17 protein-coding genes are annotated in these 21175 nt (G+C 62.8%); 5 read left to right on the forward strand and 12 right to left on the reverse strand.

What is annotated here, in order from left to right; translation table 11 throughout:
• Positions 1-220: 220 nt before the first annotated feature.
• Positions 221-1321 (forward strand): glycosyltransferase family 4 protein, encoded by a 1101-nt coding sequence (locus AC1C2Q_RS02325; RefSeq protein WP_495448842.1) that lies wholly within the window; start codon positions 221-223, stop codon positions 1319-1321.
• 30 nt (positions 1322-1351) lie between these two features.
• Here the strand turns inward: AC1C2Q_RS02325 and AC1C2Q_RS02330 are convergent, their stop codons facing one another.
• Positions 1352-2455, reverse strand: a complete 1104-nt coding sequence (locus AC1C2Q_RS02330; RefSeq protein ID WP_495448843.1) for a glycosyltransferase family protein — start codon at positions 2453-2455, stop codon at positions 1352-1354.
• 113 nt (positions 2456-2568) lie between these two features.
• On the opposite strand from AC1C2Q_RS02330, the gene AC1C2Q_RS02335 reads away from it, so the two are divergent.
• The gene (locus AC1C2Q_RS02335; protein ID WP_495448844.1) at positions 2569-3708 is read left to right on the forward strand and encodes a glycosyltransferase family protein; all 1140 of its coding nucleotides are present in this window, start codon (positions 2569-2571) and stop codon (positions 3706-3708) included.
• A gap of 12 nt (positions 3709-3720) precedes the next feature.
• Here AC1C2Q_RS02335 and AC1C2Q_RS02340 read toward each other — a convergent pair whose 3' ends face one another.
• From AC1C2Q_RS02340 to AC1C2Q_RS02365, 6 genes are read right to left on the reverse strand one after another with little or no spacing between them, the layout of a single operon-like run.
• Positions 3721-5517 carry an ABC transporter ATP-binding protein gene (locus AC1C2Q_RS02340; RefSeq protein ID WP_495448845.1) on the reverse strand — a complete coding sequence of 599 codons (1797 nt, stop codon included), beginning with the start codon at positions 5515-5517 and terminating at the stop codon, positions 3721-3723.
• Positions 5514-6704 carry a glycosyltransferase family protein gene (locus AC1C2Q_RS02345; protein ID WP_495448846.1) on the reverse strand — a complete coding sequence of 397 codons (1191 nt, stop codon included), beginning with the start codon at positions 6702-6704 and terminating at the stop codon, positions 5514-5516. The genes AC1C2Q_RS02340 and AC1C2Q_RS02345 overlap by 4 nt, the downstream gene beginning before the upstream one ends.
• 35 nt (positions 6705-6739) lie before the next feature.
• Positions 6740-7726 carry a Gfo/Idh/MocA family oxidoreductase gene (locus tag AC1C2Q_RS02350; RefSeq protein WP_495448847.1) on the reverse strand — a complete coding sequence of 329 codons (987 nt, stop codon included), beginning with the start codon at positions 7724-7726 and terminating at the stop codon, positions 6740-6742.
• Positions 7726-8823: a DegT/DnrJ/EryC1/StrS family aminotransferase gene (locus AC1C2Q_RS02355; RefSeq protein ID WP_495448848.1), complete on the reverse strand. Its 1098-nt coding sequence runs from the start codon at positions 8821-8823 to the stop codon at positions 7726-7728. The genes AC1C2Q_RS02350 and AC1C2Q_RS02355 overlap by 1 nt, the downstream gene beginning before the upstream one ends.
• Positions 8820-9431: an acyltransferase gene (locus AC1C2Q_RS02360; RefSeq protein ID WP_495448849.1), complete on the reverse strand. Its 612-nt coding sequence runs from the start codon at positions 9429-9431 to the stop codon at positions 8820-8822. Before AC1C2Q_RS02360 ends, AC1C2Q_RS02355 begins: the two co-directional genes overlap by 4 nt.
• Positions 9432-9485: 54 nt before the next feature.
• Positions 9486-10700 (reverse strand): glycosyltransferase family 4 protein, encoded by a 1215-nt coding sequence (locus tag AC1C2Q_RS02365; protein ID WP_495448850.1) that lies wholly within the window; start codon positions 10698-10700, stop codon positions 9486-9488.
• Positions 10701-10767: 67 nt separating this feature from the next.
• On the opposite strand from AC1C2Q_RS02365, the gene AC1C2Q_RS02370 reads away from it, so the two are divergent.
• Both AC1C2Q_RS02370 and AC1C2Q_RS02375 read left to right on the forward strand, forming a co-directional pair.
• Complete coding sequence (locus AC1C2Q_RS02370) at positions 10768-11466, forward strand: glycosyltransferase family 2 protein (RefSeq protein WP_495448851.1); 699 nt, start codon at positions 10768-10770, stop codon at positions 11464-11466.
• 2 nt (positions 11467-11468) lie between these two features.
• Positions 11469-11822, forward strand: a complete 354-nt coding sequence (locus AC1C2Q_RS02375; protein ID WP_495450530.1) for a DUF2304 domain-containing protein — start codon at positions 11469-11471, stop codon at positions 11820-11822.
• On the opposite strand, the gene AC1C2Q_RS02380 is transcribed toward AC1C2Q_RS02375, so the two are convergent.
• From AC1C2Q_RS02380 to AC1C2Q_RS02400, 5 genes are all read right to left on the reverse strand, one after another.
• On the reverse strand, positions 11816-13762 hold the full coding sequence (locus AC1C2Q_RS02380) for a DUF6541 family protein (protein WP_495448852.1): 1947 nt from the start codon (positions 13760-13762) through the stop codon (positions 11816-11818). The two genes, AC1C2Q_RS02375 and AC1C2Q_RS02380, sit on opposite strands and share 7 nt — an antisense overlap.
• Entirely contained in the window at positions 13759-14496 is a 738-nt protein-coding gene (locus AC1C2Q_RS02385; protein WP_495448853.1) for an ABC transporter ATP-binding protein, read from the reverse strand. Before AC1C2Q_RS02385 ends, AC1C2Q_RS02380 begins: the two co-directional genes overlap by 4 nt.
• On the reverse strand, positions 14493-15413 hold the full coding sequence (locus AC1C2Q_RS02390) for an ABC transporter permease (protein ID WP_495448854.1): 921 nt from the start codon (positions 15411-15413) through the stop codon (positions 14493-14495). Before AC1C2Q_RS02390 ends, AC1C2Q_RS02385 begins: the two co-directional genes overlap by 4 nt.
• An 87-nt stretch (positions 15414-15500) precedes the next feature.
• Positions 15501-18068, reverse strand: coding sequence for an LGFP repeat-containing protein (locus tag AC1C2Q_RS02395; protein WP_495448855.1), 2568 nt, complete (start codon positions 18066-18068; stop codon positions 15501-15503).
• 109 nt (positions 18069-18177) lie between these two features.
• The gene (locus AC1C2Q_RS02400) at positions 18178-19251 is read right to left on the reverse strand and encodes a glycosyltransferase (protein ID WP_495448856.1); all 1074 of its coding nucleotides are present in this window, start codon (positions 19249-19251) and stop codon (positions 18178-18180) included.
• Positions 19252-19316: 65 nt separating this feature from the next.
• Between AC1C2Q_RS02400 and AC1C2Q_RS02405 the strand changes: the two genes are divergently transcribed.
• Positions 19317-21077: a DUF4012 domain-containing protein gene (locus AC1C2Q_RS02405; RefSeq protein WP_495448857.1), complete on the forward strand. Its 1761-nt coding sequence runs from the start codon at positions 19317-19319 to the stop codon at positions 21075-21077.
• Positions 21078-21175 lie beyond the last annotated feature (98 nt).

The raw sequence follows: 21175 nt of genomic DNA on the forward strand, positions 1-21175 counted from the left end.
TGATGCCTTCGTCCGTCGAGTTAGCAGATCGGCGTGGTGCTGACCCGTCCAGAACCCGCGTACCAATGAACCGCGACGTTCGGATTGATCGCATGCACAGCATCCTCGAACGCGCGGTCCGCGCCGCCTTGACCGGGCGTAGGGCGCGCCGTCTCGACCATCAATTGCCCGAGCACGATATCTGGACCGAGACTCGGGCAGGGGTTGATACCGTAGCCCGGTGCGCATCCTCTTCGTGACTCCCTGGTTCCCGACGTCGGTGAACCCGATCGCAGGCATCTTCGTAGATCGAGACGCCGCGCTCATCGCCGAGTCGCATGAGGTGCACGTCGTCCACCTGGCAGACCCGGCATTGATCACCGACGCCGACCTCCATGTCACGCAACGAGGAGGGGTCACCGTGGAGCGACTCCCATGGGGGCGCCGCTCCATCACCGATCTGCTGGCAGTTCGCCGGCGCTTGAGACCTCTCATCGCGGGCGCGGATGTCGTGCACACGCAGGCGTTCCAGGCATTGCTCCCCCTCGCGGGGCTACGCGTCGCAAAACCGTGGGTGCACTCCGAGCACTGGTCCGGGATCGGTGACCCGGCATCCCTCACCCCACGCGGGCGCGCCGTCGTTACCGTCAGTGGACCGCTACTCAAACGTCCGGATGTCGTGACGACGGTGAGTAGTTATCTCGCGGAGAAGGTTCTCACTCACCGAGAGGGCCCGGTACGCATTGTGCCCTCGGTCGTACCGCCTTCGACGGGGCTCATCGCCCCGCCCGGAGACCCGAAACACATCAAGCTTGTCGCTGTGGGCAACCTCGTCGAAGGCAAAGACCCATTCCTTGCACTCGAGACGACACGGCAGCTTCGCAGGCAAGGCGTCTCGGTAGACCTCACCTGGGTCGGTGACGGCACTCTGCGCTCGTCGCTCGTCTCAGAGTCAGCGTCCGAAGATGGAATCGAATTTACCGGGGTGCGGGACGCGGCCGGTGTTCGCGCAGCGCTCGAAGGCGCGGATGTCTTTATCCTGCCCACCCGCGGGGAAACGCTCTGCCTCGCGGCGTTGGAGGCGATCACACACGGACGCCCCGTCGTCATCGGCGCCAATGGCGGACAACGGGACTACATCACCGCTCAGAACGGGAGGCTCGTCGAGGAACGGACGCCCAGCGCCTACGCCGCGGCGATACTCGACGTCTGGCAGACGCGCGGTACTCGTTCCCCAATGACCATCGCCGAATCTCTCGGCGACGCCTTCAGCCCTGCGTCGGTCCGCGCCGGTTACCTCGCCGCGTATGCAGAGGCGGACACGATCAGGAAGCAACGCTAATACGAGGCACAGCTGCCGCGGCGCGGAAGCCTATTGCGTCAAAGCGGCTGCTGCCTGTGCTGCGCGCGCCGACCAAGTGTGGTCGTTTCGCACACGCCGAGCACGCTCTGCTTTGTCGTAGTACTGCTCTGGATGCGCGCGTAGCTGCTCAAGGAGATCCCGAAGCGCCTCAGCGGAGTATGGCAGCACCCACCCGATATCGTTCTGCTCGACGAACTGCGCCGCAAGCGTTCCCTGCGTTGCGATGATCGGCCGACCATGGCCGAGATACTCGTACAACTTCATCGGGGCCGCGAACTCGCGGTACGGGATCGGTGCCATGAAAAGACACCCAAGAGCAGATTCTGCGTAGAAGGGTTCGAGTTCTTTGCCGCTGGCATGCACAATGCGTGTCGCGCCGGAGGTCAACAGGCTCTCGTATTCCCCCTTCTCGGCAGCCCACAGCGTCGCGCTCGTACAGAGGGTGAACACCGCGCCCTCGACGGATTCAAACGCCTGAACCGCTTCGTGAAGTTGATAATAGTGGCCCAGTGCGCCCACATAGAACATCGTTGCGGGATCGGCCACCGGCGGCGTCTCCACGATGTCTGATGCTGGCGGTAGCGCGATGCACTTTTCCACGTCGGTGTGCGGCATGACTGCGGCCATCCGCATCGACGGGACGAAGATTCGGTCAACGGCGCTTCGATAGCCGCGCAAATCTGCGTGGTAGCGCCAGCGCAGGATCGTCGCATAAAAGCGGCCAATACGTTCGACATACTCGTCGTTCTGCCAATAGATATCGCGGTAGAAGAGCCCGACTGGAATGCCGCGTCGACGACAGAACCGCAGGAACCCGATGTCTCGCGTCAGGCTCGTTGCCGGCGTAACTTTCTCACCGAGACCGGTGGGCGTTGTGGCGGCCTCAGAATAGACAAACTCGACCGGTTTTCCGGCAGCGATGCGCTTCCTGATCGCCCGCATTTGCGCGCGGCGCTGTGGATGAGCGCCAGAAACTTCCCAGACCTCGTATCCGAGGTCTTCGAAAGCGCGACGCATTCGCATCGGTCGGATGCCACTTGCGCTGGTCGCATCAGGGTTCAATCGGAACGGCACATGAAAAATCATCACCGGGCGAATAGCTCGGGCGGGCATACTGTCCATCGTACCGGTCTCCAGAAGCCGCCTCACTTGCCGTTCCGGCGACCGCGCATCGTCTCCTGTAGATCTTGTCCGAGGAAGGCCATCGCCAATGAAAGGATGAGGACGTGGACTCTTTGCTGATTGTGTCGTTTTCCGGGCTTGCGCAAGACGCACGCGTGCGCAGGCAGATCGACTTGTTTTCGTCCCTTTACCAGGTGACATCCGCAGCCCACGGACCTGCCGTTCCCGGTACAGCAGACCATGTGACGATACCGGTGCCGCCCGTCTCCGGCGCTGCACGCAAACGCCGATTTTACATCGAAGCCGCGCTGCTGCGCCTGCACTGGTACCGACTTCTGTACTGGACGGATCCGACCGTTCGTGCTGCTCGTCGGCTGCTGCGAAACACCTCATTCGACCGCGTCATCGCGAACGACATCGAGGCCGTTCCCCTCGCTCTGTTCCTCGCGCCGGCATCCAGTGTGCATGCCGATCTGCACGAGTTCTACCCAGGACTCCATGACGACAATCCGCGCTGGGTGCGGTTGCGCAAGCCGTACCTGGAATGGCTGATCCGCACGTATGCAACGAAGGCGGCCTCGGCAACCACGGTCGGTCAGGGTGTTCTGGACGCATATTCCGGTTTCAACATGGACCTGGGAATCGTCACAAATGCGCCGTCGTATCGATCATTGCAGCCGTCGCCGGTCCATGCGCCATTACGCCTCGTTCATGCGGGCGGCGCGATGCCTGGGCGCAAGATCGAGCTGATGATGCAAGCTGCTGCTTCAACAACGACGGACCTCGTCTTCACGCTTTACCTCACGTCGAGTTCACCTGCCTACCTGGCGGAACTCGGTCGTCTGGCCGAGGAACTCGGCGAGCGCGTACGTGTCGAGCCGGCGGTGCCGTCGACCGAACTCCTAGACCATTTACGTGAGCACGACGTCGGACTTCATCTCCTGCCCCCGACTGTGACCAATCAGGCACTTGCGCTGCCGAACAAGTTCTTCGACTTTGTCCAAGCGAGGCTCGGCGTCGTTGTCGGCCCCACGCCGGGAATGGCCTCCCTGGTGACCGCACACGATCTGGGAGCAGTCACCGATGGATTCAGCGTCGAAGACATCACTCGCGTTCTGGATTCACTGACCGTGGAGCAGGTCACCCAGTGGAAGGATGCCTCAAATCGAGCTGCGTCCGAGCTGTCAGCAGAGCACCAGCTACCGACCTGGGCGGATGCAGTCGCAGCGCTCGGTCGCAGTTAACCCGCAGACTAATCACGCTGCGTCGGGATCGACCAGGCCCGCCAGCGCGGCCTGAAGTGCGAAGTCCGGCTCTGCCGCCACAACTTGCTCGAACGTTCCGGCCGCGACGACCTCGCCATCACGCATGAAGAAGATCACATCGGCATTGCGGATCGTCGAAAGCCGATGGGCAACGGTGATCGTTGTAACACTCCCCCGCAAATCCTCAATCGCCTTCGTCACGGATGCCTCCGTCGCGGTATCAAGTGCGCTCGTTGCCTCGTCCATGACAAGCACATGGGGATCGGTATACAACGCTCGCGCGATGCCGAGCCGTTGTCGTTGCCCGCCCGAGAGAGCGAGACCGCGTTCGCCGATTTTTCCGTCGATTCCGCCTGCACGGGCCTCGATCAGTGGCAATAGCTGCGCCTGTCCCAAGGCTGCGATCACGCGATCTCGGTCAAAATCGGGCCGCCAGCTCAGCGCGACGTTCTGCGCGACCGTTGCGTCGAAGAGCGACACCTCCTGCGGCACATAGGAAACCTGAGCGCGCCAGGCATTCAGAACGGTGCCCAAAGGCACATCGTCTACGGTAATCGCACCCGATGTCGGTTCAATCAGGCCGAGAAGCAAGTCGATCATCGTCGACTTTCCTGCACCGGAGGCACCGACGAACGCGACCTGGGATCCGAACGGGATGTCTAGCGTGACTCCACGCACAGCATCCGCAGTATCGGGCGCATACCGGAAACTCACATCTCGCAACTCAAGGTGGCGTGCCTCTGGAGGGAGACTGCCGACATCGCCAATACTCGCCACCTCCATATATTGCTCCGAAAGACGAACCTCGTCGAGCACTGCACGTGCGTGGGGGCCACTCACGTTGAGCTGCTGCAGCACGCCTTGGAAGCGCACCAACGCGGGCGCGAGTCGGAAGCCTGCGAGTCCGAACAGGGCAATGGATCCCATCGCTCCCTGGACGTCCCCCGCGGTCAGGAAGCCGACTGCGCCCACTAGAACAATGCCGCCGATGAGCGCAACGTCGAGCACATATCGCGGGATCTGCGCGAGAAATTGGGAGTTGGCGCGCGCACGCGTGGCGTGCGAACGGTTCTCCTGGACGACACCGGCGACCTCGGCAGCGCTTCCGCGCAGCGTCACTTCTTTCAGAGCGCCAATCATCTCGGTGATGAGTCGAGAGGAACGCAGCGAATATCGCAACGCGACGAGCCCGGCCTGCCGAGAGCGACGAGATATCTGCAATTGCAGGACCATGGCGATGAGTCCGAGGTAGACCAGAGTCACGACGCCGACGAGGGGCTGAGCGATCGCCAGCACCAGAATCAGCGACACGAAGCTCATAAGCTCACCGATCAATGATGCGCCGGGTAACAAGAATCCAGAGATCGTTGTGCTCACGCTGCTATCGCTGATGCGGACGAGGTCGGAGGAGTTGCGCCGAAGTCGATCCACCCAGGGTGCCCGAATATAGCCGTCAAAGACTCGCGCACCCAGCGCGAGTTCGTATCGTGCGAATCGTCTCGTCGCGAACCACTGCAGGGTGAGCGCAAAGACGCCTTTAAGCACGATGAGCACACACACGATCACGAGGGGGATCAGCACTTGGGCGCCGTCGAGTCGTCCAACGATCGGCAGGTCGATCGGCGAGTTGCTCACCAACGGAGCAATCACGACGGCCAGCAGCCCGAGTGCTAGCCCGTCCATCAGCGCTAGTGCCCCCATAACGGAGGCGTAGAAGGTCAGGAACTTGGTCGCACTTCGTGGGAGGACCTGAAGCACCTCCCGATACAGCCCCCACTGCGCCTTCACGAGGACACCTCACTCGATCGGGCAGTCGAAATCGCGTTCAAGAACGAAACCCCCTCGGAAGCCGATGTGATCGTCTCGGCGACAACAGCCGCGTTCGCTTTCATCTGCTGCACTTGCTCAACGGCGAGCGCGGCAAGTGTCACTCGAAGGGACTCCGCGGTGAACTCGGGAACGACGACGCCATGCCCGTATTCACGGACGATTGGCGCCATGGTTGGGGTCTCACCGACGACCACCGCCAGGCGCCCCTGCGCGGCCTCGAAGAACTTGTTCGGCATCGCGAACTGCAGGTTGGGCTCGTGCGGCTTGTAGAAGATGATCTCGACGTCGTACTCGTTGATGTGCTCCGCGATCTCGCGCATCGGCGCGGGCGGAACGATGTGAATCCGATCACGTGCGGGGTGCGTGGCGATCGCCTCTTTCAATCGCGCATGCACTGCGGGATTCGGCATCAGCATGAACGTCATCGAGAAATGCTCGGGCAGGTCCTCCAGTGCCGCAAGGATCTCGACGAATCCACGCCGCCAGCTGGGGAGGCCATGAAAGAGCAGCCGGATATTCGCCGGGTCCACCAGGCTCGGCTCCAACCCGGGGACGAAGGGGGGCGCATTGCGCACCTCTGCCGGAACTGGGAATCCGAACTCATCCGAATACAGCTGGCCGATCGGCGTGTTCACCACGGTACGACTGGTGAACCTTTGCGATCCGAGATGCTTACGAACCCAGCGGTAGTGGGCTCCAGTCAGCCTGCCACCGAGGGTGCGTCGACGAACGTTCGGGTTGCGGAACTCGTGCAGGTCGAGATGGCGCATTCCGCGCAACGCCTGTGCGCCAAACTCACGAGGATCATCAACCCAGGGCGCGAACTCATATTCGTTGAAGACAATGAGCTCGTAGTGTCCGCTTCGGATCCGTTCACGCAATTTCAGAGGCACCCTGTTGGTCAACAGGGTGCGAAAACGCCAACGCGCAGGCAAGAGAACGTGAGACAGCAACGTTCCCAGTTTTCCCGTAGTCCAGGATTTCGGCGCTGTCAGAGTGAAGTGATCCCGAACGACAGAAGTCGGGTGTTCGCCGAGACCGAGCGTGTCGACAACCCAGCCTGCCTCATTCAGCCAGTCGATTTCGCGACGAACCCGCGGGTCGGTCGCGATGTCGGAATACGACAGCACGAGTACGGTGCCCATCTGAGTCGCCTTCACATCCGTCATAGGAATACGCGTCACAGCGTGACCGACTCGCCCGTCCTCGCCGAGTCGAGTGCCGCCTCGATGACCGTCAGTGCACGCAACCCCTGCTCCATGGTGACGACATCCGTCTGTTGACCGAGCACAGCGTCCCGGAAGGCCTCGTGCTCGACGCGCAACGGCTCACGCTTGGCGAAGGCGTAGCGGGTCACATCGCCCTCGGAAACGCCGCGGAAACTCGATACCGACTCCCATTCCAGCGGAATGGTGCCGTTGGCGTAGAAGGTGAGATCTCCTGTGGAAGTATCGGCGACGAAGGCGCCCTTCTCCCCCGTCACGACGGTGAGGCGCTCCTTCATGGGGCTCAGCCAGTTCACGATGTTGTTCACGATGACCCCGGATGCTGTGCGCCCAGTAATCGTGATCATGTCCTCGTACTCACGCCCGCTCTTGAACGCGGTCTGCGCGAAGATGCGCTCGTAGTCGCTCTGCACCACCCAGGCGGTGAGATCCACATCGTGCGAGGCGAGGTCCTTGGCGACGCCGACATCGGCAATCCGCGATGGGAATGGTCCCTGGCGTCGGGTGACGACCTGGTAAACCGCACCGAGGTCGCCAGCGGTGATCCGCCGGCGCAATTCCTGCAGCGCAGGGTTGAAGCGCTCGATGTGCCCCACCGCGCCGACCAGGCCCGCCTCGGCGAAGGCGTCGACCATGCGCTGTCCGGCCGCGACGGTGTCGGCGATCGGCTTCTCCACCAGGGTGTGCACACCTGCGACCGCGAGCTTCAACGCAGCATCCTCGTGGAAACGCGTCGGCACGGCGACGACGGCGATGTCGATGCCGGTAGCGATCAACGCCTCAATGTCCGGAAGGACCGGCAGATCTCCGGCAACTCCATGCGGGTCGCCGCCAGGGTCGGCGATCGCCACGAGGTCGATGCCCTCCACCTCGCGCAGCACGCGCGCGTGGTGGCGTCCCATCATCCCGACGCCGAGCAGTCCCGCCCTCAGCGTGGCCATCAGGAGCCCGCTCCGGCAACGATGTTCACCGCGGTGACGATGCGCTCCAGGTCGTCCTGGCTGAGCGAAGGGTGCACAGGCAGCGAGACGACCTCGCTGGCGGCCCGCTCGGTCTCCGGTAGATCGAGGCCAGGGGCATAGGGCGCGAGCGACGGCAGACGATGATTCGGGATCGGGTAATAGACACCCGCACCCACATTATGCTCGCCTTTGAGCGCCGCGACGAAACCGTCCCGATCCTCGGGCACGCGGACCGTGTACTGGTGGTAGACGTGCACCGCCCCGTCAGCGACCGGCGGGATGACGACACCGCGGAGGTTCGCGTCGAAGAACGCGGCGTTCTGCTGGCGGATCTTCGTCCAGGCATCAACCTTGGTCAGCTGCACTCGTCCGATTGCAGCGTGGATATCGGTCATTCGGGCGTTGAACCCGATGATCTCGTTCTCGTACTGGCGTTCCATTCCCTGGTTGCGCAACAGCTTCACCTGGCGGGCGATCTCCGCGGTCGCCGTGGAGACCATACCGCCCTCGCCACTGGTCATGTTCTTCGTGGGATAGAGGCTGAACATCGCGAAATCGCCGAACGTGCCGACCGGGCGTCCGTCGAGTGCGGCGCCGTGTGCCTGGGCTGCGTCTTCGTAGAGGGCGATGCCCCGCGTTGCGGCGAGCGCCTCCAACTCTCGCATCCGCGCCGGGTGCCCGTAGAGGTGCACCGGGAGAATGCCTTTGGTCTTCGGGGTGATCGCTGCGGCGACTGCGACAGGATCGAGCGTGAATGTGTCGGGCTCGATGTCTACGAAGACGGGCTTCGCGCCAGTGAGCGCCACGGAGTTTCCTGTCGCGGCGAACGTGAAGGACGGCACGATGACCTCGTCGCCAGCGCCGACGCCGGCGGCGAGTAGACCCAGGTGGAGGCCCGCTGTGCCGGAGTTCACGGCGACAGTCGGACGTCCCTGAACGAAGTGCGCGGAGAACTCCTGCTCGAAGGCTGCGACCTCGGGCCCCTGCGCCACCATGCCGCTGCGCATCACCCGGTCTACGGCTTCACGTTCGTCGTCGCCGATGATGGGCTTCGCGGGGGGAATGAAGTCGCTCACGCGCTCTCCTTGCTCAATTTTCCGTCGTTCTCCGAATAGCGTGCTCCGGTACTCGGGCACACCCACGTGCCTTCTGTCTCGCCACGGACCAGTGGAACGCCGGACTCGCCGACCCATCCGATCCGCCGCGCAGGGACCCCGGCGACCAGCGCGTATGCCGGGACGTCTTTGACGACGACAGCGCCTGCGGCAACCGTCGCCCATGCTCCGATTGTCACGGGGGCGACACAGGTAGCGCGCGCACCGATGGACGCGCCGGTGTCAATCGTGACGCCGACCGGCTCCCAATCGCGCGCGCTCTTCTGCGACCCATCGGCGTTGATCGCCCGCGGGTATGTGTCATTGGTCAGCACAACCGCGGGCCCGATGAACACACCATCGCCGAGGCGAGCCGGCTCGTAGACAAGCGCATAGTTCTGCACTTTGCAGTTGTCGCCCATGATGACGCCGGTGCCGACGTATGCGCCGCGGCCGACGATGCAGTTCTCACCGAGCTGAGCGTCCTCACGAACCTGGGCAAGGTGCCAGATCGATGAGCCGTCCCCGATGGATGCCTCGGGAGACACGTCAGCGGAGTCGACGATCCGCACACGGGACGGGTTGGTCACAGATCACTCCTCGTGTCGACACCGCACATCACGGATGCTCGACGGTCACCAAGTCTATCGTCGGGCGCGTGGATTCCTTCTCAGGGTTCCCCCGGCGGCGACCTCGGCCACGGCGCGCACCGCGACCGCCGCCCGCTCACCGGCCGCCGCCAGCGAGTAGTTCTGGTCGACCCATTGTGCACGTCTGCGGCGAAGCTGTTCAGTATGGCCAGACTGTGCCTGCTCGATGAGTCGTTCCATGGCAGATGACACGAGCTCTGTAGTGAAGTCAACGGACTCTCCCAGCTCACCGGCACGCACCACCTGAGCGCCGGTCGTGGCACCCGCGAAGAGCACCGGTGTGCCGCACGCGCCGGCAGCGTACGTCTTCGTCGGACGAGCGAAGTCGTAACCGATGCCGGGAACGATGCTCACCAGAGCGGCCACCGCGCCGCGGATCCACCTCGCCGACTCATCGGGACTGACGACGCCGCCGAAATGTATCCGATCAGGAGCAAGCGCCGTGGCCAGTTCACGAAGCTCCGCCTCGGCTGCACCCTGGCCGAAGAAGCGGATGTCGACGTTCAGATCGAGCTGCGCGAGAGCGCGGATGAAGACGCCTGGCTCCTGCCACTCCGACATCGTGCCGGTGTACACGAAGTATGGACGCTCAGTACGCTGAGGCTCCACATCAACGTTGAACACTCGAGTGTCGATGCCGTTGCCGACCTCGACGATCCGCGAGCGGTCCGCGCCGAGGGCGAGGAGTCGCTCGGTCACCTCAGGAGAAACCGAGAGGACTCCACGAGATCTACGAAGCACACGTGACTCCAACCACCGCATGACAGCGATCACCAGCTTCGATGCGCCCATGGCGATCACGCCATCTGTCCAGACATCGCCCGGGTAGTACACCAGCGGCTTTCGCTTCAGCCCGGACGCGACCAGTGAAACGAGTCCGGTCGTGGGCGGCGCCTCAGCGACGACTACGTCTGTACGCGTCATGAGCAGGCGGAAGAACGCCGGAATGTCGAAGGACAGGTACTGAAAGTAGCCTCGGATCGCGCCACTGCGATCGCGGAGCACCGGCGCCCTTCGCACCGTCACTCTGGAGAGTCGGCCCTTGCTCGGCTCATCGGCGACCGCTACCGGCGGCTTCGTCGTAAGCACCGTCACATCGTGATCGGTGGACAGCGCATCCGCGAGCGCTCGCATACGAAAACTCGCGGCGGTCACTTCCGGCGGGTAGAGCCGGGTGATGATCGCCACGGTTCGGCGTCGTTCTCGCATGAGTCTCCAGATCTGATCGGCTGTACTTCCGAGCTAGCCCGGAGCAGACACCTGACACAATGGTTTCATGTCTTCGCCCCACCCGGCACCTTCCTCGCCCGATCCGAATGCCTGGGTCATCATTCCGCTCTACAACGAAGCATCAGTCGTCGGTGATGTCGTCGAGAGCTTGCTGGCGCACTTCACGCATGTGGTTTGCGTCGATGACGGCTCATCGGATGGGTCAGCAGAGGTTGCACGTCGCGCCGGCGCGACACTCGTCCAGCATCCGGTCAATCTCGGCCAGGGTGCGTCTCTGCAGACCGGCATCACCTTTGCGCTGGGAGATGCGTCGTGTGAATACATCGTCACATTCGATGCGGACGGTCAGCACCGGATCGAAGATGCGTTGTCCATGGTCGCCGTGGCCCGACAAGAAGATCTCGCCATCATCTTCGGCTCGCGTTTTCTCGATGACCGCACGAAACCTGGTGTCGTCAAGCGCATCGTCCTGAAGACCGCAGTCTGGGTCTCGAACATGACGACCAGCCTGAAACTGACGGATGCGCACAACGGGCTGCGCGTCATCCGCAGGGATGCCGCCGAACACATCAATCTGAAGCAGGATCGCATGGCGCACGCGACTGAGATCGTGCTGCAGTTGAGCCGAACCGGCTTGCCCTGGCGGGAGTACCCGGTAGAGCTTCTCTACACGGACTATTCGAAAGCCAAGGGGCAGAGCGTCCTGAATGCAGTGAACATCCTCGTCGACCTGGTGGTGAAGTGATCATGTGGATCCAGATCCTGCTCATCGCGGCAATCGTTGTGCTCGCGGTTTTCATGATGCGCCGCACCGGAGCGGACAGCCATCTCGCGATCCGTCGATTGCTGATGGGCCTCTTCGTTGTCGTCGCAGTGCTGTCGGTGCTGTTCCCGCAGTGGCTCACCTGGCTCGCGAAACTGATCGGCGTAGGACGAGGCACCGACCTGGTCCTGTACGGACTCGTCATCGTTTTCCTGGCCTTCGTCTACACGCAGTACAGACGCAATGCCGTCCTGCAGCGTCAATTGACGGTGCTCGCGCGCAAGATCGCGCTGATGGAAGCTGAGACCGTCGAGCGGGATGACGCCGAACGTCAGTAATCGCAAGCGGTGATGCGCCAGAGCGAGGCGTCGCCGACCTCAGCCACGAGCTCGAATCCGTCCTGACCTTCGAAGTCGGTCATTCCGGGCATCTCGTAGCGCCCGGAGTTCGCCTCGCCGAGTCCAAAATCGAGTACATACTCAGGGCTCCCGTATGCCGCAAGCGCGTCACAGACGGTCGGGTCGGAAGCGGCGTTGCGCATTCCGGAAGCCAGCTGCTGCCACTGCGCGGTGGCAGGCGGAGACCATGTGCGCGGGTACACATCGATCCCGCTGAGCATGTAGCCGAATCCGGATCCGGTGCTGGGATTGCCAATCACGGTGGCACCGTCATCGACGAGGTCGACGAGCGATTCCAACAGCTCACGCTCATCGGTGCTCAGGTAGCTAACGTCCGATTCAAAGTAGCGAGGTTCCGTCTCAAACTCATTCAGGACGTAGTCAGGCATCGCGACAGGACGGACGAGAACGAGGATCAACGTGAACACGGTGATGATCGCGAGTCCGATGAACGAGGTGGGTCCATAGCTGTCTTCGGCGGCCGCTCCCCTGCTCCGCCAGCGTCCCGCGACCAGGCGGACGAGCGTGTCGAAGCCGATGGCTGCCAGCGGAATCACGATGATCGGGGCAAGTGCGGCAATCCGATACGGATCTGCGTACCAGGCGCCGAGAATACCGTCGCGGACGATGGGGGTGTTGAAGGTTGCCCCGAGTACATAGAGCGCCGAGAGGGCGGCCCAGGCGATCGTGATCCACCGCCACCGCGGTCGCAGCAACGCCACCGCTAACCCGATGAGCATCAGCACGCTGACGCCCCATGCGAACGGAATTCTCACCTGCCCGTTGAACAGGATATCGAGCCACACGTCGAACTTGTTGCGGAATGGCGGCCAATGTGACCCACTCGTACTGCCGGAGAAGATGAACCACACGACGGCGAGCACGATCCACCCCGTGACAACGCTCGCGATACGGATGACGACAGGCGGCGTGCCGCGCGCGAGTATCCACCAGCTGAACCAGATCATGCCGAGCAAAGCGAAGATGAGAGCTGACGCCGGTTGCGCGAACGCGATTGCGCTCAGCGCAATCACGGTGAAAAGTCCAGCTTGGATGGCGGATCGCCAGGGGCGCTCCGCGTGCGACCATGATGGAAGCGCCAGGACAAGCGCGAGGGATGCCGGAATGAGAGCGACCGACAGCGCATTCGGGTACAGCACGCCCCATTGCAACAGCAGCAATGGGAACAGCTGCAGTGCGCCGGACAGTACGGCCGTGTAGGACGCAATCGTGATCGAGCCGGTCGCAGCGCGTGCGAGCCAGGCCAGCCCGACCGGCCAGACAAGTGCCGCGATGACAATGGATAGAGCGTTCACCGCAAGCGGGATGCTCGCGCCGGTGGCCAGAACGATGACCGAGGCGAGTGCGTGCCATGCGGCTGGGTAGAAGCCCGCACCGCCGATGAAGGAATTGATGTCCAGCGACGACGCTGAGCCCGTTTCCTGGATGAATCGTAACGCGTTCAGGTGGAAGACGGCGTCATTCGTCTGCGAGATCGCGGACGGATCAGACACATAGGACGCGATCCGCCAGAAGCCGATGATCGCACCGATCGCGAGCGCAGTAGGGAGAAGCGAGCGGGTCGATGTCGGCGCGGCACACCGCTGTCGTCCACCGAGGGGCAGCGCTCGTCCCACCCACCAGGCCGCGACGCTGGTCAGCGCGACCACGACCGCGAAACTCCACGCCGACCAGTCGATTCCCAGCAGGCCTAGGGCGATCGCGGCAAGGGACGCGACCGCTGTGGTCATCACCGGGGCGAACGCCACCAGTGCGAGACCGCGCATTCCTGCCGCTGCCAACGACAAAAGCCCCGGGGCGAAGACAACAATGGCCGCGACCAGGATGACCGGTAGCGCGGTGAGCCAGTCGAGAATCACTTATCCACCAGTTTGATTGCGCCTTCGATCTCCCCGTCGTAGATGACGTTGCCCTTGTTGATCACCACGCCTCGGACAGAGAGCTCACGCACCATCTCCATGTCGTGGGTGACGACGACAAGAGTCTTACCCCGAGAGATAAGCTCCTCAAACTTCAAGCGACATTTCTCGCGGAACGGCGCATCGCCGACGGAGAGGATCTCGTCGACGAGTAGGACATCGAGTTCGACATGGATGGCGACGGAGAAAGCGAGGCGCATGAACATCCCGGAGGAATAGTGCTTGACCTCCTGATCGATGAACTCCTCGATCTCGCTGAACGCCACGATCTCGTCATAGCGCGCCTCGATCTCGTGCTGCTTCATGCCCAGAATGGCGGCGTTCAAAAAGACGTTCTCGCGTCCGGACAGCTCCGGATGGAATCCTGCCCCCACCTCAATCAGGCCTGCCACGCGGCCGCGAGTGAGTACCTCACCTGCATCGGGCTCCATGACCCCGGAGATAAGTTTGAGAAGCGTCGACTTGCCCGATCCGTTCAAGCCAAGGATCGCCACCGATTCGCCCTCGCCGATGACGAGATCGATGCCCTTGAGAGCTTCGAACGTGCTGGTCGTCTTCTGCCGACGAATCCAAGCCACCACTGTGTCCTTCAGGGAGAAGGCGTGGTTGAGGGTGAAGGTCTTGCGCACACCGTCGACGATGATGCTGGGCTTCGCCATAATCTGCTCGCTCATAGGTCTTGTGCGAACCTTCCTTCGAGGCGACGAAACACGAACTGCCCGATGAGCAGAGTGCCGACGGCGATGAGGAACGTCCAGAGGGTGTTCCAGGCGAGGTCAGGCGGCAGCACCATCATCTGATCGGCTGACGCTGTGCCTTCAGATGCCGGACGCCAGAAGGCGTAGTGGAACAGTTCAACCCCCTGCGTGATCGGGTTTAGCAGGTAGAGGTCCAAAAGCCAATGCGGCAAGCCGTAGTCCTGGACAGCATCCTTCACCATTGTCCAGGGGTAGAGCACCGGGGAGGCCCAGGTCGCCAGGAGCAGGAGGAGCTCTACGATGTTCTCCGCGTCACGGAAGCGGACGTTGATCGCCCCGAAGAAGAGACCAAGCCCGAGGGCGAAGACCATCACGATGATCATCGCCGCAAAGATCGCGAGCACCGAGAGGATCGAGATGTGCATGATCCAGCCCATGAGCAGACAGATCAGCAGCAGGAGCCCGACCTGCGGCAGGAAGTGCACGAAGGCGACGATCACCGATGAGATGGCGAACAGCTGACGCGGAAGGAACACCTTCCGCACCAGCGGCGCGTTGCCCACGATCGATGTGGTCGCGTTCTTGAATCCCTCGGAGAACAGGTTGATGACGACGATGCCGGAGAACAGGTAGATGGCATAGTTCGGGATGCCCTTGTCCAGCGTCATGAAGATGCCCAGGACGATCCAGAAGACTAGGAACTGCGCCGCAGGGCGCACGTACGACCAGGTCCAACCGAGTACCGAGTTGCGGTATCTGGTTGTCACTCCGGTGTGAACCAGGAGTCGTAGAAGGTACCGCCAGCGCACCACGTCGATGAGTCCGCGGCTCTTGCCTGGAACATCGAATGCGGAGCGCGGGACGGCGGCGAAAAGATCTCGGGTATCAGTCACTGGCCCACTCACTCTGCAGCGACGACGGTCATCGCCGCAAACCCTTTTATCCTATGTCACCCAGCTGAAAGCACTCCAGCAACTGCCCTACTTCACCGTGAACTGCTTGGTAGCGGAGTCATAAACGAGTGTGCCGTTCTTGAACGTCAACGAAATATAGGTTCCGGATGTCCGCAGCCCGCTAGCGGGATACCCGAGTTCGCTCTTCAGCGCCCCACGGCGGCGCCATTCATCCAGGATCGGCCCATTCGGGATCAGCTTTGAACCAGTACCCGCGCTGTATGCGACGAGCCCCTTCCGGAAGCTCATCACACAACCGCCACCGGCCACGGTGCAATCCACGGTGGACGTTGGCCAGCCCCACGCTGATCCCTGGGGGCCACCTGCAGCCAGATAGTTCCGAAGGAACACCCCAGATCCGATCCCGAACGCGCCACCTCCAGCCTCAAACATCGTGCCCCTGGTGAACGCCTGAACCCGGCCACCGCCGTTCTGACTCACTGCCTTCGCACCCGAAACCGGATACCCCAACCGGCCCGCACCGCCGTATCGCTGCCATTCAGCCGCTGCATTTTTGCTCATCAACACCGAACCGGTCCCCGCAGACCACGCCACAGATCCCTTCTGGAAGGACATCACGCAACCGCCTCCGGCCAGGGTGCAATCCACGGTGGACGTTGGCCAGCCCCACGCTGATCCCTGGGGGCCACCTGCAGCCAGATAGTTCCGAAGGAACACCCCAGATCCGATCCCGAACGCGCCACCTCCAGCCTCAAACATCGTGCCCCTGGTGAACGCCTGAACCCGGCCACCGCCGTTCTGACTCACTGCCTTCGCACCCGAAACCGGATACCCCAACCGGCCCGCACCGCCATATCGCTGCCATTCCGCGGCGGCTTTTTTGCTCATCAACACCGAACCGGTCCCCGCAGACCACGCCACAGATCCCTTCTGGAAAGACATCACGCAACCGCCTCCGGCCAAACGACACTTGGCGTTACCCGTCGGCCAACCCCACGCACCGCTCTCGGCACCGGCCGCTCGATAGTTCCTGAGGTATGCGCCGCTGCTCATGCCGTATGTTCCCGCCGCGGAGCTCCACAGCTGCCCCTTGGTGAAATGCTGGATCGTTCCGCCGCCATTTGCTGAGATCGACCGGACCGCAGTCGTCGGGTAGCCGAATCGGCTTGCGACGCCGCCCTCCGCTCGCCAGGCCTTAAGGAATCCGCCGCTGACCTGAACCAGACGCGTCGCCGGCGAGTAGGCGATCACTCCCCCTTGAAAATCCTGTTCGAAACCTTTGTTGGGCCCCGCGATGGCCGACTTGATCGGGTAACCAAACCGGCTGGATTCTGCGCCAAGCGTCACATACAGGGCGTCGAACTTTTTCGGGACGAGCACGGATCCGGTTGCCGCAGAGAAGTACCCGGTGCCCTTTTGGAAGGGCATCTTGCAGCCGGCTGCAGCGAGATGACAAACAGCAGCCCCCGTCGGCCAGCCCCACTTTCCCTTCTCCCCGCCGCTGGCGACATAGTTCGCTCGATAGCTTCCGGTACCCATCGAATACGCCTTAGACGATGACGCGGATTTCCAGATTGTTCCTTTGGCGAATTGCTGCACGTACCCGCCGCCATTGGCCGAGACGGACACCGCAGCGCTTGTCGCTGCACCGAATCTCCCTGTGGCGCCGCCCTGGGCCTTCCACTCCGTTGCAATTGCCCCCGAGACTGGATAACTCGTCGGCTTCGCAGGCGTCGTCGGTTTGCCGGTCTGCGTCGAACCGAACCAGTCGGTGAAGTAGTTGTAGAAGTTACGGTTTCCGTAGCTGGAGCACGCATTCTTCGCCTCGCCATATCCGGCGGCGAGGGCTGCCGCGTTCGGCTGGTATGGCGTGTAGTAGTACAGCGCTGATGTGGCCTTGTTCGCCATGTGTACCGGTGAGGACCCACACGACGCGTTCGGGTGGTAGCGAAGGTTCCAGGTCTTCCCTGGTGCGTACCAGGTGAAGTATCTGCCTTCCATGTAGGTCTGCATCTGGCGGGCGGCGCCATAGATCTGGTGGAAGAAACCGACGTACTTGGGATCACACGCGGCGGTATCCGGGCATCCCTGACCGAGTGCGATGTCATAGCGCCACTGGCTCGGCCACGTGTGATTGACCAGGCCCTGCTCCTTCTGGAGCATGACGATCAGCACCTGCGGATTGATGCTGCAGGCTTGTGCGACGCGGTAGATGATGCGGGCTGCGCTCTCATTCGAGGCGCCCTTGTACCCCTTGCAGTATGCATCGGCAGGACGCGTCACCGAAGTGATCTTGAAGTCCTTCAGGCAGGTGTACCCCGCTCGACACTTCGACACCTTGCCGTTGAAGAAGCTCTGAATTTGAGCCTCGGTCATCGTGTTCTTGTTCGTGAACACGGCGTCGCTGATCAGGTTGCCCGGCTTGAAGCCGGCCAACGAGGTCTTGGCGATACTCAGCTGCGCTGAGTCAACCGACGTGCGAGAGAGACTGACCGACGTGCTCTGCGAAGCGGACGCCGTGGCGACCTCCACCGGCGCCACGATGCCAACCACCACAGCGGTGACGGCGACGAGGACGGTGAAGAATCGGGCAATCCGGAGCACGTTTCGAGAGCGTGGGGCGCGTCGAGACATGTGACCAGTGTGACTGAAGTTGTACTATTTTTGGGGTTCGACACGACCTGGGTGCATACCGAGGCCGATTGTCGCGCAAAAGCGTACGGTTTTCGACAAAAACGTCGCGTCAGAGGTCGGCGTGCAACGACCAGACACGCTCGGCGGAGCTTGCCCACGAGAAGGCTCTCGATCTGTCCCCTGCCAGCACACGGAGCCGCTTCGCGCCGGTACCGACGGCATCGACCACAGCATCCGAAAGCTCGTCGATCGATACCAGGGCACCGCCCTCGGCGATCGCATCCTGGTGCACACCGCTGTCGACTGCGACGATCGGAACGCTGAGCGACATCGCCTCCATCGTCCGCCACGGCCATGCCGACAGCGCGCTCATGGCGACGAATACGGATGCTCCGCCCAGCACAGCCGCGCGGTCCTCCCGCGACAGCGCGCCGCGGATGTGCGCCCGACGCTCCGGAAGTCCGGCGGCCGAGGCAAGCTCTGCCAGTGCGGGTTCCGAGCCATCGGCAGCATCCAGCACGACCGCGTCTAGATCTGCCGCAGCGGCCGCTCGGAAGCCCTGTTCCAATTCTTCCGGTGAGCCAGCGAGAACTAGGTAGCGCTCCGGCAGCGACAGCGTCGTGCGGCGTGACGCGACGTCGGAAGGAACAGCGAACCCCTCGGGCGGGGCGCCAGCGACTACCCGCACACGGTCGCCCAGCTTCGCGAGGCTGCCGATCCGATCGACCATAGCGTGCGAGGGGACAACGACCACATCCGCGTGCTTGACCGCACGGCGCAGCATTCCTCGCTGCCATGCGACAGTCGTCTTGGACAGGGTCTGCGGTGCTTCCCACGCTTTCAAGTCCCATACCGTCACCGCGACCTGATCGTCGTCGTGCAGACGATCGTGCTTGATCAACGGCGCCATGAGCGTAGGCGCATGGATGAGTCCACCACCGACACCGGGAGCGATGCCCAAGTGCCAGGAGGCGGCAAGTTCACGCCGAGCCAGCCCGAGCGAGCGCACTCCGGCGAGGCCTGGAATATCTACGCCTCGTCCTGAGGGCACGATCGCTTCAACCGAGCATCCGGTGGGTGCGGTCGCAATGAGCCCGGCCGTAAGGTCAACGGCGGCGCCCGCCTGATCAGAGTCGACGATCTGCGTGATCTGGTCGAGAACGACGCGCAGCTGGGCACCCATACCCAAAGGGTAACGGTGGCATATGAAAAACTCGTGACAGACGCCCCACGTGCTTGAATGCTGAGGTGAGCGACGGTCGACTTCCGGTTAGACGACGCTGGGTGCGATGGATCATCGGCGCAGTGGTGGCGTTTCTGGTGCTCGCCACCGGGTGGGTCGTGATCCGCGGAGTTAGCGCGGTCAGCGAGTTGCAGAACATTCAGACCTCGGCCTCGCAGATGCGCGCCGCGATCGCTGAGGGCAACCTCGACAAAGCCGAGCGCATTGCGCCACGCATCGCGGATCATGCTGCGAGAGCGCACGGTCTGACCACTGATCTCATCTGGCGCGGCTTCGAGTTCGTCCCGTGGCTGGGTGCGAATTTCACCGCAGTGCGCGAGGTCGCAGAGATCGCCGACAGCATCGCCGCGGACGCCGTGACTCCAGTGCTCAAGGTCGCGAACGACATGGACCTCGCGAGCTTCGGCTTCACCGGTTCCACGCTTGACCTCGCTCCCCTCGCCGCAGTGGAAGCGCCTCTCGCCGCCGCCAGCGAGGCACTCAGCGCCGCTGACACCCAGGCCCAGCAGATCAACGCCGACGCGACGCTGCCCCCTCTGGCGGATGCCGTGTACGAGATGCGCGACGTCGTCACCGAGGCCGCCACCGTCGTGGGGGCACTGCACGGTGCATCCGTGCTGCTGCCGCCCATGCTCGGCGGCGAAGGCCCACGAACATACGTGGTCGCGATGCAGAACAACGCCGAACTCCGCTCCAGCGGCGGTATCGTCGGATCTCTCGCGCTGCTTCGTGCAGAGAACGGTACGATCAGCATCGAGCGTCAGGCATCCACGCGAGATTTTCCACCGCTCGATGAGCCACTGCCTCTGAGCAAATCGACAATCGCGCTGTTCGGGGACGGCCCGGGACGCCACGTGCAGAACATCACCAGCATCCCGGACTTCACAGACGCGGGCGAGACACTCGCCCTGCGCTGGGAGGGCCAGTTTGGTGAGAAAGTCGACGGCGTCGTCGCGATCGACGCCGTCGTGGCCTCACATCTGCTTGGGGCTACGGGAGACATCTCCTTCGGTCCGTTCACCGCGACGTCCGAGACGATCGTGCCCATCCTGCTCTCCGAGATCTATGCGACGATCACTGACCCGATCGAACAGGATGCTGTGCTCAACCAGGCCGCAAACACGCTGTTCTCGGCAGCCCTGAGCAGCGGAGAACCGCAGAAGCTGATCGGAGCGTTCGCCGCTTCGGCGGACGAGAACAGGATCCGAATCTGGAGCGCGCATCCGGAGGAGGAGAAGCTGCTCGCTGCCTCGAGCCTCGGCGGCGCACTTCCGGTCGATGGTCCTCGCGGACCGTATGTCGGAGTCCTCTTCAACGATGCCACGGGCGGCAAGATGGACTACTACACCGATGCGTCGATCAGCACGGCTGTCGGTGTCTGTCGGGGAGTTCCTACGACGCAGGTGCGCGTGACTTGGACGAACAACGCCCCCGCCGATGCCGAGCAATCGTTGCCGCTGTACGTCACCGGAAACGGCATCTTCGGCGTGTACGCAGGCTCGGTGCGAACGCTGATCGCCATCTACGGCCCAGAAGGCGCGACGGTACGCTCGGCAGACCAGGACGGTGAATCTGAGAGCGTACAGACCACGATGCTCGGCACCCGCAGCGTGGTGCAGCACGACGTCGAACTCGCCCCAGGCGAATCCTCCACGATCACCGTCTCTTTCGATGGCACCGGCGCCGGCGATCGTCTCACGAGAGTGCAGCACACCCCCTTGAGTGACACACCAGAAATCCCCCGTACGGAAATCATCTGCGAATAGTGACAAACGGCTCCGTCATGGGCTAATGTCATCAGCACTGGGGAATATTGGGCTCTAATATCCTGCCGTGGGGGCAGGAAGGGTCCACGCAGTCGAAC

The organism is Microbacterium sp. Y356 (assembly GCF_059445355.1).